Origin of the sequence: Microvirga splendida (assembly GCF_016427565.1) — a bacterium.
GTDB lineage: Bacteria > Pseudomonadota > Alphaproteobacteria > Rhizobiales > Beijerinckiaceae > Microvirga > Microvirga splendida.
In genome coordinates, this window is the sequence record NZ_JAELXT010000015.1 from 1 (window position 1) to 15,364 (window position 15,364).

The 15,364-nt window shown below is 65.8% G+C and carries 14 protein-coding genes; 2 read left to right on the top strand and 12 right to left on the bottom strand.

Features of this window, described 5'->3' with window-relative positions; all coding sequences use genetic code 11:
* Positions 1 to 117: 117 nt before the first annotated feature.
* From tnpC to tnpA, 3 genes are all read right to left on the bottom strand, one after another.
* Positions 118 to 1,596, bottom strand: a complete 1,479-nt coding sequence (tnpC, locus tag JAO75_RS14620; protein ID WP_199049959.1) for an IS66 family transposase — start codon at positions 1,594 to 1,596, stop codon at positions 118 to 120.
* 113 nt (positions 1,597 to 1,709) lie between these two features.
* The gene (tnpB, locus tag JAO75_RS14625) at positions 1,710 to 2,066 is read right to left on the bottom strand and encodes an IS66 family insertion sequence element accessory protein TnpB (RefSeq protein WP_199049878.1); all 357 of its coding nucleotides are present in this window, start codon (positions 2,064 to 2,066) and stop codon (positions 1,710 to 1,712) included.
* Complete coding sequence (gene tnpA / locus JAO75_RS14630; RefSeq protein WP_210340277.1) at positions 2,063 to 2,458, bottom strand: IS66-like element accessory protein TnpA; 396 nt, start codon at positions 2,456 to 2,458, stop codon at positions 2,063 to 2,065. The genes tnpB and tnpA overlap by 4 nt, the downstream gene beginning before the upstream one ends.
* Before the next feature lie 321 nt (positions 2,459 to 2,779).
* Here tnpA and JAO75_RS14635 point away from each other — a divergent pair, with 321 nt between their 5' ends.
* A complete protein-coding gene (locus tag JAO75_RS14635) occupies positions 2,780 to 3,040 on the top strand; it encodes a hypothetical protein (RefSeq protein ID WP_199049880.1) in 261 nt (86 codons plus the stop codon).
* 221 nt (positions 3,041 to 3,261) lie between these two features.
* Here the strand turns inward: JAO75_RS14635 and JAO75_RS14640 are convergent, their stop codons facing one another.
* Complete coding sequence (locus JAO75_RS14640; RefSeq protein ID WP_210340278.1) at positions 3,262 to 3,828, bottom strand: calcium-binding protein; 567 nt, start codon at positions 3,826 to 3,828, stop codon at positions 3,262 to 3,264.
* Positions 3,829 to 4,015: 187 nt separating this feature from the next.
* On the opposite strand from JAO75_RS14640, the gene JAO75_RS14645 reads away from it, so the two are divergent.
* On the top strand, positions 4,016 to 5,320 hold the full coding sequence (locus tag JAO75_RS14645; protein ID WP_199049881.1) for an NAD(P)H-dependent oxidoreductase: 1,305 nt from the start codon (positions 4,016 to 4,018) through the stop codon (positions 5,318 to 5,320).
* 1 nt (position 5,321) lies between these two features.
* On the opposite strand, the gene JAO75_RS14650 is transcribed toward JAO75_RS14645, so the two are convergent.
* The 8 genes from JAO75_RS14650 to JAO75_RS14685 all read right to left on the bottom strand — a co-directional run bounded on the left by JAO75_RS14650 (position 5,322) and on the right by JAO75_RS14685 (position 15,206).
* Positions 5,322 to 6,065, bottom strand: coding sequence for an SDR family NAD(P)-dependent oxidoreductase (locus JAO75_RS14650; protein WP_199049882.1), 744 nt, complete (start codon positions 6,063 to 6,065; stop codon positions 5,322 to 5,324).
* Positions 6,066 to 6,071: 6 nt separating this feature from the next.
* Positions 6,072 to 7,559, bottom strand: coding sequence for an amidophosphoribosyltransferase (purF, locus tag JAO75_RS14655; RefSeq protein ID WP_199049883.1), 1,488 nt, complete (start codon positions 7,557 to 7,559; stop codon positions 6,072 to 6,074).
* Between the two features lie 175 nt (positions 7,560 to 7,734).
* Entirely contained in the window at positions 7,735 to 8,340 is a 606-nt protein-coding gene (locus JAO75_RS14660) for a CvpA family protein (protein ID WP_199049884.1), read from the bottom strand.
* A 226-nt stretch (positions 8,341 to 8,566) separates the two neighbouring features.
* Positions 8,567 to 9,583: an NADP-dependent oxidoreductase gene (locus JAO75_RS14665; protein ID WP_343234621.1), complete on the bottom strand. Its 1,017-nt coding sequence runs from the start codon at positions 9,581 to 9,583 to the stop codon at positions 8,567 to 8,569.
* A 177-nt stretch (positions 9,584 to 9,760) separates the two neighbouring features.
* On the bottom strand, positions 9,761 to 10,990 hold the full coding sequence (locus JAO75_RS14670; protein ID WP_199049886.1) for a hypothetical protein: 1,230 nt from the start codon (positions 10,988 to 10,990) through the stop codon (positions 9,761 to 9,763).
* 147 nt (positions 10,991 to 11,137) lie between these two features.
* Complete coding sequence (radA, locus tag JAO75_RS14675; RefSeq protein WP_199049887.1) at positions 11,138 to 12,550, bottom strand: DNA repair protein RadA; 1,413 nt, start codon at positions 12,548 to 12,550, stop codon at positions 11,138 to 11,140.
* Positions 12,550 to 13,716, bottom strand: coding sequence for an alanine racemase (gene alr / locus JAO75_RS14680; RefSeq protein WP_199049888.1), 1,167 nt, complete (start codon positions 13,714 to 13,716; stop codon positions 12,550 to 12,552). Before alr ends, radA begins: the two co-directional genes overlap by 1 nt.
* On the bottom strand, positions 13,713 to 15,206 hold the full coding sequence (locus tag JAO75_RS14685) for a replicative DNA helicase (protein ID WP_199049889.1): 1,494 nt from the start codon (positions 15,204 to 15,206) through the stop codon (positions 13,713 to 13,715). The genes alr and JAO75_RS14685 overlap by 4 nt, the downstream gene beginning before the upstream one ends.
* Positions 15,207 to 15,364: the final 158 nt, after the last annotated feature.

A 15,364-nucleotide genomic window follows, 5' to 3' on the forward strand; every position in this document is an offset into this window, starting at 1 on the left:
CAGGCACGGTCCCGTGGTGCGGCCTCGCAAGCGGCATCGACGGGAGGCCCAGGCTGCGTGCCGGTGGTCGGAATCGGTTCAAGGCCCCCGTCGAGCAGACGGATCGTTAGCGGTGTCTCAAGCCACGGCTTTGAGGTCTGGTGTGGCGGCATAGGCCCAAGGCAGCAGATCATCGACGTGGGTGTTGAGATGGCCGGTGGCGATGCGGCTCAGCACGTCCGTGAGATAAGCCTGCGGATCCACTCCGCACAATTTGCAGGTCTCGACCAATGAGGCGATGATCGCCCAGTGCTCGCCGCCGCGATCCGAGCCGGCAAACAGCGCATTCTTGCGCGTCAGGGCCAAGGGCCGGATTGCCCGCTCGACCACATTGGAGTCGATCTCAATGCGCCCGTCGTCCACGAAGCGGGTCAGCCCCTCCCAGCGTGACAGCGCATAGCGGATCGCCTCGGCCAGCTTGCTCTTCTGGCTGATCAGACCGAGCTTGGCGCGCAACCACGGCTCGAGAGCGTCCAGCACCGGACGGCTCTTGGCCTGCCGAATCCGGGCCCGCTCCGCCGCACTCATGCCACGAATGTCGCTCTCAATCCGATACAGCTCCGCGATGCGCGTGAGGGCTTCGCTGGCAATCGGCGCCGCGCCGGCCACGGCCAGCTCGTAAAAGCGCCGCCGCACGTGCGCCCAGCAGAACGCGAGGATGACCTGGTTGCCTGCCGCCAGAGCCCGATAGCCGCTGTAGCCATCCACCTGCAGCACGCCGGCAAAACCGGACAGATGCGCGATCGGCCGCGCCGCCTTGCGATCCGGCGCATAGACGTACGCCACTCCGGGCGGATCCGTGCCGCCCCACGGGCGATCATCGCGGGCATAGGCGAAGAGCTGCCCGGTCTTGGTCTGGCCGCGGCCGGGATCGAGCACGGGTGCGGTGGTCTCATCGGCAAACAGCCGGGGTGAGGTCTTCAGCTGCGCCAGCAGGCGTTCCTGCACCGGCCGCAGATGCCAGGCGGCCCGCCCCACCCAGTCGGCCAGGGTCGAGCGATCCAAGTTGATGCCCTGCCGGGCATAGATCTGCGCCTGCCGGTAGAGCGGCAGATGATCGGCGTATTTGGACACCAGCACCTGCGCGACCAGCGCATCGGTGGGCAGCCCACCTTCGATCACACGCGCCGGAGCCGGGGCTTGCACCACGGCCTCGCAGGCGCGGCAGGCGTATTTGGGTCGACGGACTACCAGCACACGCAGTTGCGCCGGCACGATGTCGAGCCGCTCGGAGACATCCTCGCCGATGCGGTGCAGAAGGTTGCGGCAGCAGGGACAGGCCGTATCCTCGATGTCGATGAGGGTTTCGATCCGCGGCAGATGGGCCGGTAACGCTCCCCGGTTCCGACGTCGCTGAGCCGCCCGGCTTTTACGCTCGGCCGGATCCGCTTGCTCGTGGCGGGCGTCCTCGGCGGCCTCAGTCTGTTCGGCTTCTTCCAGCCCGAGCAGCAGCTGATCCTCAGGCAGGCTCTCGGCCCTGCGGCCGAAGCGATGACGCTGCATCGCCTTGATGATCTGCTCCAGGCGCTCGGCGCGCGCCCGCTCGGCCAGGAGCATGGCCTTGAGCAGGTCAGGATCATCGGGGAGGATTTGCGTCGCGCTGGTCACAAGACGAAGTGAATCATGCTTCGACAGGAGCCGCGATGACTCTTATGGATGGGAGCGTCCGCTCAGCTGGGCTCCACAGGCGCGGAGGTCAGTCGTGGCGCATGAACGCGGCGCCAGTCCAAACCTTCGAGCAACGCGGAGAGCTCGGCGGCCGAGAGATGGAGAGCCCCATCCTGGATCTTGGGCCAGCGGAACTCGCCATCCTCCAATCGCTTGGCGACGAGAACCACGCCCGTGCCGTCCCAGAACACCAGCTTGACACGATCCGCGCGTTTGGCGCGGAAGACATAAACAGCCCCGGAGAACGGATCCGCTCCCAGGGTGTCGCGCACGAGCGCTGCGAGGCCGTCTGCCCCTTTGCGGAAGTCCACGGGCTTGGTCGCCACCAGGACGCGGACAGTTCCGCTCGGTCCGATCATCGCAGGCTCTTGAGCCCGTGCAGCACGAGGGCCAGTGTCGCTTCATCAACACCAGGCGGGACGCGAATGACGACACCCTCCACGACAATCTCGATGATCGCCTCACGGTAGACTGCCGAGGTGGGCTGCGGTGTGTCAGGGCTGACAACAACTGGGGTGAAGGCCAGCGGATGATTGTCAGCCTCTCGCCTGGCTTGGCGCAGCCAGGTGAACAGGTGCTGGGGCGACATCCCGTTGCGGCGGGCCACTTCGGACACCACCGCACCCGGCGCGGTCGCTTCCTCCAGGATCCGCGCCTTCTCATCGGCTGACCAGCGCCGGCGCCCGCCGGCTCCGGTGATCACTTCCAGGCGCCGCACGGGCCGCGGCGGCTCAAGCATATGGTCAACCATCGACACAAAACGATCTCCAACCAGAGACCGTCAGTCTCGCTGCACAGACATGCAAATGTAAGGTGCGGCTAGAACACCGCTTACGACGGATCACGCCTTGAGCGGTCACCGGGCTGGCACCGCCTGAACGCCTAAAGAAGCCGTGCGCGAAGAGGCATTCCGGCTCTTCCATTCACCATCACACATCGAGCCGGGCTGCCATTCGCGCCACCCTCGATTGCCTTAGAAGGCTCGGAGCTTCAAACGGCTCCTGAGCCCGCAAGGCCATGCCTTCATTCCCCAAAAATTTCATTTCAGCCTTTGACCGCATGAGGTTTCATCATGAGCCGCGTTCGCACCATCCTCGCCCGCACGCCCGATGCCGACGATACGCTGAGGCGCCTTGCCGACGTAATCCAGGTGCCGTCCACCTGTCGCCGGCGCCGGTGCCGCAATCAGGGGCGCTGCCAGGGCGGCTATGGCCCGCCGTGCTATTTCGAGGGCCGCAAGCGCTTCGCCGATGCGGTGCTGGAGGACATGCACCAGCACCGGGAGTTCTGGATCGCCCAGCGCACCAGCTTCGAGGCCCTGCTGCGCCGGTAGGGTGGCGCTGTCCTCATGGCCGCAGAAGAGTACGGGCCGCGGCCGCCATGGCCTGCGCCAACAAAAAAGCCCCTCCGTGGCCGGAGGGGCTTTCGACAATCCGCAAAGGATCCTTAGAGCACCGTGCGGCCCGCTGGGTCCGGTCCACACGATGCTCTCACCCAAGGAGAAGGCATCGGATTTAATCCCAAAAGTGCAAGTCCACTTTCGGGTCCGAGGCTTTAGCCGATGGCGAAGTCGTCGTGCGTGAGCGTCGCCTTGTTGACCAGGGTCGCGAACTTGATCTTGACCGCCCTGCCGGTGCCGTCCGGATCGTAATAGAGCGAGCCGGTGGCCTTGTCGTAGACGATCCGGTCATCGGCATCATGGGCCTTCTTGCCCACGTGGAACGCCTCCTCCTTCAGCCCGCCGGCAGGCCCCACCTTCTTGAAGATCTTGCGGGAGAGGCTGATCATGTCGTCCTCGGAGGACTTGAAGTCCATGATCTTATCGACATTGGTCTTCGCATTCAGCTTGGTGTCGAAGATGAAGTTGTCGTTGCCCCGGCCGCCGTAGAGCTTGTCGTTGCCGGCGCCGCCCGCAAGGGCGTCGTAGCCGCCATAGCCGTAGATCGTGTCGTTGCCGCCCAGGCCGTAGAAGCCGTTGATGCCGTTGTCGCCCTTCAGCACGTCGTTCTTGGACGTGCCGATGGGGGGAAGCTTCAAGGCCCCCGCGCCCCAGAGGGCATCCTGCCCCAGGCCGATGCCGGGCATGGTCCAGCCCGTCGTGGAAGTGGTCTTCGTGCTCATCTCATAATCCTCGCAATATGGTCTGCCCCGATGTCGAATCGGTTCGAATGAAAACAGACGCTGATTAACACAATGCTATTACCTAACGAAAGATATGTGTCCGACCGCACAGAGGAGGCCATTGACAGAGGAGGCCCCAGCTTCGAGCCTTGCCGTTGAGGAAACCCCAAGACGAGAGGCGCCTCCCATGAACCTGACCGCCCTGCTTCGCCAGCGTTCCGACACCGGCCGCCCTGTCCGCGTGGCACTGATCGGCGCCGGCAAGTTCGGCTCCATGTTCCTGGCCCAGGTGCCGACCATTCCCGGCCTCGAAGTCGCGGCAATCGCGGATCTCGACCCCGACCGGGCCAGGGAGGCCTGCCGCCATGTGGGCTGGGACGAGGCGCGGATTGCCGGCACCCGCTTCGTCGCGGACGGACTCGACGCCTGCCGGGCCGATGACGTGGAGGTGGTGATCGAGGCGACCGGCCACCCGGAGGCGGGCATCCGCCATGCGCTCGGTGCCATCGAGGCGGGCCGGCACATCGTCATGGTCAACGTGGAGGCGGACGTGCTGGCAGGCGCGCTGCTCGCCGAGAAGGCGCGGGAGCGGGGCGTGGTCTATTCCATGGCCTATGGCGACCAGCCGGCGCTCGTGGCCGAGATGGTCGACTGGGCCCGCGCCGCGGGCTTCACCGTGGCGGCCGCCGGCAAGGGCACCAAGTACCTGCCGGCCTATCACAGGGTCACGCCGGACGACGTCTGGAGCCATTACGGCCTCACGTCCGAACAGGCGAAGGCCGGGGGCATGAATCCGCAGATGTTCAACTCGTTCCTCGACGGCACCAAATCGGCCATCGAGATGGCGGCCATCGCCAATGCCTGCGATCTCGACGTGCCGGAGGAGGGCTTAAGCTTCCCGCCCTGCGGGGTCGACGATCTCGCCCATGTGCTGCGCCCCAGGAGCGTCGGCGGGCAACTCGACCGTGAAGGCATGGTCGAGGTGGTGTCGTCCCTGGAGCGGGACGGGCGGCCCGTGTTCCGCGACCTGCGCTGGGGCGTCTATGTGGTGCTCAAAGCCCCCAACGATTATGCCGCCGCCTGCTTCAGGCAGTACGGCCTGCCGACGGACTCCACCGGCCGTTATGCGGCCATGTACAAGCCGTTCCACCTGATCGGCCTGGAGCTGTCGATCTCGGTGCTGAGCGCGGCCCTGCGCGGGGAGCCGACGGGCTCGACCCGCGCCTGGCGCGGCGATGCGGTGGCGGTGACCAAGCGCGATCTCAAAGCGGGCGAGACGCTGGACGGGGAGGGCGGCTACACGGTCTATGGCCGCCTCGCGCCGGCGGCGCGGAGCAAGGCCGGGCGCATGCTGCCCATCGGCCTCGCCCATGGGGTTCGCCTGACCCGCGATGTCGCCGCGGGCGCCGTGGTGACGGAGGACGACGTCAGCTTGGATGCCGAGCGGCTCGCCGTCCGGGTGCGCCGGGAGATGGTGGAGCGCTTTGGCTGACTTAAGCCGGCGGCTGCGGCTCGATGACTTCGCCACCTTGAGTGAAGTCGTAGATCTTGCCGGTCTCGGTCCAGGCCGGCAGGGCGAGCTTCACGATATGGGGGGCGAGGTCCTCCGGCGTCTTGAGGGTCATCGGATCCTCGCCGGGCATGGCGGTGCGGCGCATGTTGGTGCGAAGCGGGCCGGGGTTGAGCAGCATGACCCGGACCGGCGTCGTCACCGTCTCGGCCGCATAGGTGCGCGCCAGGGCCTCGAGGGCGGCCTTCGAGACTGCGTATACGCCCCAATAGGCCTTGTGCTTGTGGGCGGCGCCCGACGTGATGAAGATGGCCCGTCCCGCATCGGAGGCGCGCAGCAGCGGGTCGAGGGAGCGGATCAGGCGGTAATTGGCCGTGACGTTCACCGCCATCACCTCGTCCCAGACCGGCTGGTCCACATGACCGATCGGCGCAAGCTCGCCGAGCTGGCCCGCATTGCCGAGGAGGATGTCGAGCTTGCCCCAGCGCTCGTAGATCGCAGCGCCCAGGCGGTCGAGCGCCTCGAAGTCCTTCAGGTTCACCGGCACCAGGGTGGCCGAGCCGCCCTTGGCGCGGATCTCGTCGTCGAGGGATTCGAGCGCGCCCTGCGTGCGGGCCAGCGCGATCACATGCGCGCCGGCTTCGGCCAGGGCGAGCGCCGCCGCGCGGCCGATGCCGCGAGACGCGCCGGTGACGACCGCAACGCGGTTCTGAAGGGGCTTGTCCATGGTTCCTCAGTCGGCTTCGGCGAGAACCGCGAGACGGCGCGGGGTGGCGACGGTGAGGTCCGTCAGCGGCGTCGGGTAGTCGCCCGTGAAGCAATGGTCGGTGAATTGCGGCTGCGCAGAGTTGCGGCCCGTCTCGCCCATGGCGCGATAGACGCCTTCGATGGACAGGAACGCCAGCGAGTCCGCTCCGATGTACTGGCGCATCTGCTCCAGGTCGTGGGTGGCGGCGAGCAGCTTCTCCTTCTCCGGCGTGTCGATGCCGTAGAAATCCGGGTGTGTGATCGGCGGGCTGGAGATGCGGAAATGCACCTCCTTGGCGCCGGCCTCGCGCATCATGCGGACGATCTTCACCGAGGTGGTGCCGCGCACGAGGCTGTCGTCCACGAGCACGATGCGCTTGCCGGCAATGGCCGCACGGTTGGCCGAGTGCTTCATGCGCACGCCGAGCTCGCGCACCGACTGGGTCGGCTGAATGAAGGTGCGGCCGACATAATGGTTGCGGATGATGCCGAGCTCGTAGGGAAGCCCGCAGGTCTGCGCATAGCCGAGCGCGGCCGGCACGCCGGAATCCGGCACCGGGATCACCACGTCCGCATCGGCCGGGGATTCGAGGGCCAGCTCCCGGCCCATGCCCTTGCGGATCTCATAGACGCTGCGGCCGTTCACGACGGAATCGGGGCGGGCGAAGTAGATGTACTCGAAGATGTCGGGGCGGGGCGCCACCTCCGGCGCGTAGCGGAAGGACTCGATGCCCTCGTCCGAGATCACCACACATTCGCCGTTCTCGATGTCGCGGACGAAGCGGGCGCCGATGATGTCGAGGGCGCAGGTCTCGGAGGCGAGAATGTAGCGGCCGTCGAGCTCGCCAAGCACCAGCGGGCGGATGCCCAGCGGGTCGCGGGCGCCGATCAGCTTCTTGTTGGTGAGCGCCACCAGGGCGAAGGCGCCCTCGATCTTCTGGATCGCCTCGACGAAACGGTCGATGACCCGGTCCTTACGGCTGCGGGCGACGAGATGGACGATCACCTCAGTGTCGGTGGTGGACTGACAGATGGCGCCGTCGCGGATCAGGTTGCGGCGCAGCGTCAGGCCGTTGGTCAGGTTGCCGTTGTGAGCCACCGCGAAGCCGCCGCCGTCAAGCTCGGCGAAGAGCGGCTGCACGTTGCGCAGCACCGTCTCGCCGGTGGTCGAGTAGCGGGTATGGCCGATGGCCGAGAGGCCTTCCAACCGCTCGATGGTCGCTCGGTCGGAGAAGTTGTCTCCCACGAGGCCGAGCCGGCGCTCGGAGTTGAAGACCGACCCGTTGAAGGTGACGATGCCCGCCGCTTCCTGGCCCCGGTGCTGCAGGGCGTGGAGCCCCAGCGCAGTGATGGCGGCCGCATCCGGGTGGCCGTAGATGCCGAAGACGCCGCACTCTTCGCGCAGGGTATCGCCTTCGAGGTCGAGGTCCACCTGTTTCGGGGTGACCTGCCACGTCTCGGACAAAGCAGCCATCGATCGTACCTTTGGGATTCGCGCCCCCACCGGCGCCGCCCCTATGTAGTCATCCTCGCGTCAAACGCCAACGGCTATTCTGACGCTGCGGGAAATGTGATGCCGTATGCTCTCATTCAAGAAGAAAGCATCGGAGTGGATCCCAAAAGTGGACTCCACTTTTGGGATCGACGCTTTAGCTGCGCCGCTGGGGTGCTGCGGGCGCAGCCGGAGCGGGCGTGGCCGGGCGCTGCGGATCGGGCTCGGCCGGCTCCGCGTCCGTCGGTGCGGCATCCTTGTTGCGCAGGCGCTGGATCAGGGCCTCGGCGTTCTCCGGCAGCATGGCGATGATGTTGTCGCGGGTGTCCTCCATGGCCGGGCGGGTCTTGGAGGCGGTCGCCCATTCGGGCTCCTTGCCCTGGAGCAGCCAGCTCAGGAAGGCCCAGCCGATCACGCAGATCAGGAAGCCGCGGGCGGCGCCGAAGACGAGGCCCAGGCTCCGGTCGAGGGCGCCGATGCGGGAATCGAGGATCAGGTCGGAGATCTGCACCGTGATGATCGACACGATGATCAGGGTGATGATGAAGATGGCGCCGATGGAGGCCACGAGCGCGACCGTGTCGCTGCTGATGTATTGCTGGGCAATGGGCAGGGCGGTCGGGTGCAGATACCAGGCGGCTGCGGCGGCAAGCACCCAGGCCACGATGGCGAGCACCTCGCGGGTGAAGCCGCGCACGGCAGCAAGAAGAGCCGAGATCAGGACGATCCCGATGACGACGAGGTCCAGAACGGAAAAGGGCATGGGCCGGGCCTACGCAGAAGAACAGGGGGTGGAGCCGCCTTTGCGGGTTCGAAGCCTGGCTCTATAGCGTTAAGAAAGGCTTTCGTCACCCCGGCAAGCTCGGCAGGCATGCTCAGGTGTCATTCCCGGCCGCAGCGCAGCGGAGGGGAAGGGAATCCATAGCGCTGCGTCTGTGAGTGGATCCCCTTCCCGGTCCTGACGGATCGCCGGATGACACCTGAGTCAATCAGGCAACCTCGATGATCAGCTTGCCGAAGTTTTGGCCCTCCAGCAGACCGATGAAGGCTTCCGGTGCGCTCTCGAGCCCCTGGACGATGTCCTCCTTGTACTTCACCCGCCCGTCCGCGATCCACCCGCCCATGTCCCGCAGGAAGGCGGGATACTGGTCGACGAACTCGCGCTGGATGAAGCCGCGGATGGTCAGGCTCTTGGTGAGCACGTCGCGCATGAGCACAGGCAGGCGGTCCGGCCCTTCGAAGGGGCCCGTGGCGTTGTACTGCGCGATGAGGCCGCAGACCGGGATGCGCGCGAAAGTGTTGAGCAGGGGAAAGACCGCGTCCCAGACCTTGCCGCCGACATTCTCGAAATAGACGTCGATCCCATCCGGGCAGGCCGCCCGAAGCTCTTCGGCGAAGGTCGGCGAGCGGTGATCGATGGCCGCGTCGAAACCGAACTCGTCCCGCACCAGGGCGCATTTCTCAGGCCCGCCGGCAATGCCGATGGCCCGGGCGCCCCTGATCTTAGCGATCTGCCCGACGGCCGAGCCCACAGGTCCGCTCGCTGCGGCCACGACCACGGTCTCGCCCGCCTTGGGTTGTCCGAGGGTGAGGAGCCCCGCATAGGCGGTGAAGCCCGGCATGCCGAGAACGCCGAGCGCCGTCGAGACGGGCGCCTGGTTGGGGTCGAGCCTGCGCAGGGTCTTGGCATCCGCAACGGCATGGGACTGCCAGCCGGAGTATGAGAGAACGATGTCGCCGGGCTTGTAGTCGGGATGGCGGCTCTCCAGCACCTCGGCCACCGTGCCGGCCTCCATGACCTGGCCGATCTCCACCGCCGCCGCGTAGGATTTCGCGGCGCTCATCCGCCCCCGCATGTAGGGATCGAGCGAGAGGTAGCGGATCTTGAGCAGCACCTGACCCTCGCCGGGAGCGGGAACGGGCGTGCGCACGATCCTGAAATTGTCCGGGGAGGGGCGGCCGGTGGGGCGGGAGGCGAGGACGATCTGGAGGTTCTGTTCTGACACCGATGGCTCCTGAGATGGGGCTTGCACGCCGGTCTGCCGCGGGCGTGCTCCTGCCGCCTCGGCACGGTCGATGTGTCGTCGTGCCCCGTCAAGTCTCAGGATGTCGCTGAAATGGGCCATACAGAAAAAGGCTCCGGCGTTGCCGCCGGAGCCTTCGGATTGTTCAGGCAGACGAGCTTAGATGAACAGGAAGTCGTCGGCGGTGAGCACGGTGCCGGGCTTCACCTTGCAGATCTCGATGCCCTTGCCTTTGCCCGAGCCGTCCACGTCCAGGTAAACGAAGCCGTTCTTCTTGTTGTAGAAGACGTAGTCGTTCGATCCGTCCGGGGTGTCGTTGAGCTTGGTGCCGACGTTGAAGAACTTCTTCTGGAGCTTCTCGCCCTTCGTGAAGATCTTGTCGAAGCCGACGGTTTTCTTGCTGCCGCCCTTGTCCGGCTTGCCGCCCTTGTCGTCGGGCTTGCCGCCCTTGTCGTCGGCGCCCTTCTTGGACAGCACGTCGCTCTTCTTCGGGCCTTTGACCTTGAAGGCCTTCAGGGCCGCGAGGCTGATCTGGATCGTGTCGTCGGACGGCTTGAAATCCATGATCTGGTCGAAATGGCCCTTCTTGACGGCCGCGTCGAACACGAAGGTATCCTGGCCGGCACCTCCGTAGAGCTTGTCCTTGCCTGCGCCGCCGTTGATGGTGTCGTTGCCGGCAAGGCCATAGATCTTATCGTTGCCGCCGAGGCCATTGATGATATCATTGTCAGCGGTGCCTACGAGCTTGTTGTTGCTCCCGTTCGTACCTGTGACGACATCACCGGAGATGGTGACGGTAACCGTTACCTCCTCAATGTAGGAGAGACCGTCGAGATCCGTCACTTTGACGCGTAGGGTGTGCGTGCCAACCTGTGCGCCAGTGAGCCCGGCCTTTAGCTCGATAACATTGCCGTCGATTGTGAAATGTGCGTCGGTGTATTCCGCACCATTGGCATCGACCAGGCTGTAGGTGAGGATGTCGCTCAGATCCTGATCAGTAGCTGTCAGGGTTGCAACTGGAGCGCCGATCTGTGCGTCTTCAGCGATCGTGCCGCCCGTGACGAGGATGTCCGTCGGGGCTTCATTCACATTGGTGACGTTTACCAGGGTCGATGCGTCGTCAACCGTGCTCGGATCTGTCTCGGCCGTGCTCGTCGCCTTAATGTCAAGGTCGAAGGACGTCAGAGCAGATTCGAAGTCGAAGAGGGTCGCCGTCTTCACGCGGATCTCATTGCCGACGATCTCGAAACGGTCGTCGAAATAATCGACGAGTGAGAACTCGAAGGTTTCGTCCGGTGCTCCGCCGGTGACGGAGAGGGTGGCGACGACGTCGCCGGCTACCGGGTTCTCTGCAATGCTGATGACGGGTGAAACAACAATCGTAGCCATGGATGCCCCTTGAACACTCTTGAGACTGCTCGTTACCCCTTTGGAGGTAATTCCGCCGAGCAGTCGGCATGAAAGAACCTTTATTGAAGCGTTCTAAAGTGTCAACTCAGTCGAATAGCCTAGTTAGTTCGGCGCACATGGGCCGGGCTACGATGCCTTGCGTCGCCGGGCCGCGACATTGGCAACCAGGTCGGTAATGTGGCCAATGGCCGATGTGGCAAGAGGGAGCCTTTCGCCCTTGGAATTCTTGGATTTTTCCAGTCTCGGCTGGGGCGAGACCGCGCTCGAGAAGCCGAGCTTGGCTGCTTCCTTCAGCCGCGCCTGCTCCTGGGCGACGGGGCGGATGGCGCCGGAGAGACCCATTTCGCCGAAATAGACCGTATCGGGCGGCAGCGGATTGCCAGACAGGGAGGAGACCAGGGCTGCGGCGGCCGCAAGGTCCGCAGCCGGCTCGGTGATGCGCAGGCCGCCGGCGACATTCAGGTAGACGTCGTGCATCGCGAGCTTGAGCCCGCCATGGGCCTCCAGCACGGCCAGCACCATGGACAGGCGACTCTGGTCCCACCCCACCACGGCCCGGCGGGGCGTGCCGAGGGACGAGGGGGCGACCAGCGCCTGGATCTCGACGAGGAGCGGGCGCGTGCCCTCCATGCCGGCGAACACCGCCGTGCCGGCGGTCGCCATATCGCGGCCGGCGAGGAACAGCTCGGAGGGGTTGGGCACTTCCCGCAGGCCCTGATCGGACATCTCGAACACGCCGATCTCGTCGGTGGGGCCGAAGCGGTTCTTCACGGCGCGCAGGATGCGGAAGTGATGGCCGGTGTCGCCCTCGAAGGACACGACCGCGTCCACCATGTGCTCGACCACGCGCGGGCCGGCGATCTGGCCGTCCTTGGTGACGTGGCCCACCAGAATGACGGCGGTGCCCGTGGTCTTGGCAAAGCGGATCAGCGCCTGGGCCGAGCCGCGCACCTGGGTGACGGTGCCGGGCGCGGATTCCACCGTCTCGGTCCACATGGTCTGGATCGAGTCGATGATGGCCAGCGCCGGCGGGCGGCCCTGGCTCAGGGTCGCGATGATGTCCTCGACATTGGTCTCGGAGGCGAGCTCGACGGGTGCTTGACCGAGGCCGAGGCGCTCGGCCCGCAGGCGCACCTGGGCCACTGCCTCCTCGCCCGAGATGTAGGCGACGCGCTCGCCGCGCATGGCGAGCGCTGCGGAGGCCTGCATCAGAAGCGTGGACTTGCCGATGCCGGGATCGCCGCCGAGCAGGATGATCGAGCCGTGCACGAAGCCGCCGCCGGTGACCCGGTCGAGCTCGGCGATGCCGGAGGGCGTGCGCGGCGCTTCCTTGGTCTCACCCTGAAGCCCTTCCAGCGGGAAGATCCGGCCCTTGGCGCGGGAGGGGCGGGTCGCCACGGGTCCTGCCATGGGGCTGGCAGAGCCGGCCTCCTCGGTGATGGTGTTCCAGCCGCCGCAGGCCTCGCACTTGCCTTTCCAGCGGTTGTAGACCGCGCCGCATTCCTGGCACACGAAAGCGGGGTGACGCTGCTTGGCCATCAGCATTGCCCTCCGCTGTAGGTGCGGGCGTAGCGGGAGCCCAGACCGGTGAGAATTTCGTAGCCGATGGTGCCGGCGCGGCGACCGACCTCGTCGACCGTCAGCTCGCCGCCGATCAGCGTGACCGTATCGCCGCGCTTCACCCGGCCCTCCGGCACATCGGTCACGTCGATGGTGATCAGGTCCATGGAGACATTGCCGGCGAAGGAGCAGCGTTGCCCCGCCACCAGGGCAGTGCCGGCGAGCAGGTCGTCGCCGCTCCTGCCCCGTGCGCTCGCCGCGCGCGGATAGCCGTCCGCATAGCCCACCGAGATCGTCGCGATGCGGCGCTTCGCCGACGCCAGCCAGCGCCCGTTATAGCCCACGGTGTCGTCCGCCTCGACCCAGCGCAGCTGCACGATGCGGGCCTCGAGGCCGACCACCGGGCGCATCGGGTTATCTTGATCCGGCGTCGGGTTGCCGCCGTAGAGGGCATAGCCCGGACGCACCAGGGCGTATTGAGGCTTGTCGCGCAGGAAGATGCCGGACGAGTTGGGCAGCGATGCGGGAATGCCGGGCAGGGACGCCCTGATCGCCTCGAAGGCTTCGATCTGCTGCCGGTTGAGCGGATTGTCGCTCTCCTCGGCGCTTACGAAATGGCTCATGAGCAGGGCGGTCTCGAAATCCTTCAGTTCCCCGCGATCCTTCAGCGTCAGGCCCTGCGCCACGGTGAGGCCAAGCCGGTTCATGCCGGTGTCGACATGAATGGCGGCGTTCAGCTTCTCGCCTTGCGCGCGGCAGAACCCGGCCCATTCCTCAATCTCCTCGATGGAGCCGAGCACGGGCCTGAGGTCGAACTGCGCATAGGTCGGGCCGGTGCCCGAGAAGAGCCCGTTGAGCACGTAGACGGTGGCATCGGGCGCCACAGTGCGGGCACGGATCGCCTCGCTCAGGTGCGCCACGAAGAAGGTGCGGCAGCCGGCTTTGCTGAGGGCAGGCACGGCCTTCTCGATGCCGGTGCCGTAGGCGTTCGCCTTGACAACGGCCGCCGTCTCGGCGCCGCCCGCATGATCGCGCAGGGTGCGCCAGTTCGAGGCCAGAGCGTCGAGGTCGATATGGAGTACACCGCCGGCGGCCTGTTCGGGAATGCCGCCGGATGCGGGGGTCGGGAGGTGAAGCTTGGTCAATCGCCAATCCGTTCGGGAAGTTTGTCTTCATCCGCAAGGTCGGTGAAGCGGGTGATATTGGCCTCGAAGGCCAGCTGCACGGTGCCGGTCGGTCCGTGACGCTGCTTGCCGATGATGACCTCGGCCTTGCCAAGAACCTGATCCATTTCCGTCTGCCACTTGAAGTGTTCTTCGGTGCCGGGTTTCGGCTCCTTGTTCTTCAGATAGTACTCGTCGCGGTAGACGAACATGACCACGTCGGCGTCCTGCTCGATCGAGCCCGATTCACGAAGGTCGGAGAGCTGCGGCCGCTTGTCGTCGCGGGACTCGACCTGACGGGAGAGCTGGGACAGGGCGACCAGGGGGACGGACAGTTCCTTGGCGAGCGCCTTGAGACCGGTGGTGATCTCGGTGAGCTCCTGCACGCGGTTCTCGCCCTTCTTGGACGAGCCTGAAAGGAGCTGCAGGTAGTCGACGATGAGAATGTCGAGGCCACGCTGGCGCTTGAGGCGCCGGGCGCGGGCGGCGAGCTGGGCGATGGAGATGCCGCCGGTCTGGTCGATGTAGAAGGGGATCGACTGCATCTCGCGGGCGGCTTCCGTGATCTTGTAGAAGTCGTCCTCGCGCATGTCGCCGCGGCGGATCTTGTAGGAGGGCACCCCCGACTGCTCGGCGATGATACGGGTCGCGAGCTGCTCCGCCGACATTTCCAGCGAGAAGAAGCCCACGATGCCGCCGTTGACGGTCTTCAGGTTGCCGTCCTGCTGCTTCTCGGCCCGGTAGGCCTTGGCGATGTTGAACGCGATGTTCGTCACCAGCGAGGTCTTACCCATAGCCGGACGTCCGGCGAGGATCACCAGGTCGGAGGGTTGCAGACCGCCCAGCGCCTTGTCGAGGTCCTTCAGGCCCGTGGAGATGCCCGACAGGGCGCCCTCGCGCTTGTACGCGGCAGCAGCCATGTCAATGGCGGCGGTGAGCGCATCGGAGAAGCGCTGGAAACCGCCGTCGTAACGGCCGGTTTCGGCAATCGCATAGAGCCGCCGCTCCGCCTCCTCGATCTGTTCGCGAGGTGAGGAATCCACAGGCGCATCGAAAGCGACGTTCACCATGTCCTCACCGATATTGATCAGGTTCCGGCGAATCGCGAGGTCGTAGATCGTGCGGCCGTAATCCTCCGCGTTGATGACGGTCGTGGCCTCGGCCGCGAGACGCGCGAGGTATTGCGAGACCGTGATGCCGCCGAGGTCCTGGTCGCCCAGGAAGGTCTTCATGGTGATCGGCGTCGCAACCTTGCCGGCCTTGATCAGGCTCGTGGCGACCTCGTAGATCCGCCGGTGCAGGTCCTCGATGAAGTGGCCGGCTTCGAGGAAGTCGGAGACCCGGTAATAGGCGTCGTTGTTGACCAGGATCGCGCCCAGCAGGGCCTGCTCGGCCTCGATGTTGCTGGGAGGGGTCCGAAACTGCGGTTCGGCGGTTTCGAGACGGGCGATCAGGGCGTTGGCGGTGGCCATCTGGCGCTCCGGAAACGGGGAAGGGTCGTGAGTCTCTTTAGACCGCAATTCGTGTTCGAAAGGTTGCCGGGCTGCCACGAAGTCCGACTCCGTTCGAACTGTCCTCGCTGTCCTCGATTCCCACACCGTTCATCTTTTCGCGGGCGTCCCGGCTTGAC

Bases quoted from the DNA above. Each gene is read 5' to 3' on its own strand.
- JAO75_RS14645 (WP_199049881.1), top strand. From the start codon at position 4,016: ATGAACCTGACCGCCCTGCTTCGCCAGCGTTCCGACACCGGCCGCCCT.
- JAO75_RS14635 (WP_199049880.1), top strand. From the start codon at position 2,780: ATGAGCCGCGTTCGCACCATCCTCGCCCGCACGCCCGATGCCGACGAT.
- tnpA (WP_210340277.1), bottom strand. From the start codon at position 2,458: ATGGTTGACCATATGCTTGAGCCGCCGCGGCCCGTGCGGCGCCTGGAA.
- JAO75_RS14670 (WP_199049886.1), bottom strand. From the start codon at position 10,990: ATGGCTACGATTGTTGTTTCACCCGTCATCAGCATTGCAGAGAACCCG.
- radA (WP_199049887.1), bottom strand. From the start codon at position 12,550: ATGGCCAAGCAGCGTCACCCCGCTTTCGTGTGCCAGGAATGCGGCGCG.
- JAO75_RS14660 (WP_199049884.1), bottom strand. From the start codon at position 8,340: ATGCCCTTTTCCGTTCTGGACCTCGTCGTCATCGGGATCGTCCTGATC.
- tnpB (WP_199049878.1), bottom strand. From the start codon at position 2,066: ATGATCGGACCGAGCGGAACTGTCCGCGTCCTGGTGGCGACCAAGCCC.
- JAO75_RS14640 (WP_210340278.1), bottom strand. From the start codon at position 3,828: ATGAGCACGAAGACCACTTCCACGACGGGCTGGACCATGCCCGGCATC.
- tnpC (WP_199049959.1), bottom strand. From the start codon at position 1,596: ATGCTCCTGGCCGAGCGGGCGCGCGCCGAGCGCCTGGAGCAGATCATC.
- purF (WP_199049883.1), bottom strand. From the start codon at position 7,559: ATGGCTGCTTTGTCCGAGACGTGGCAGGTCACCCCGAAACAGGTGGAC.
- JAO75_RS14685 (WP_199049889.1), bottom strand. From the start codon at position 15,206: ATGGCCACCGCCAACGCCCTGATCGCCCGTCTCGAAACCGCCGAACCG.
- JAO75_RS14650 (WP_199049882.1), bottom strand. From the start codon at position 6,065: ATGGACAAGCCCCTTCAGAACCGCGTTGCGGTCGTCACCGGCGCGTCT.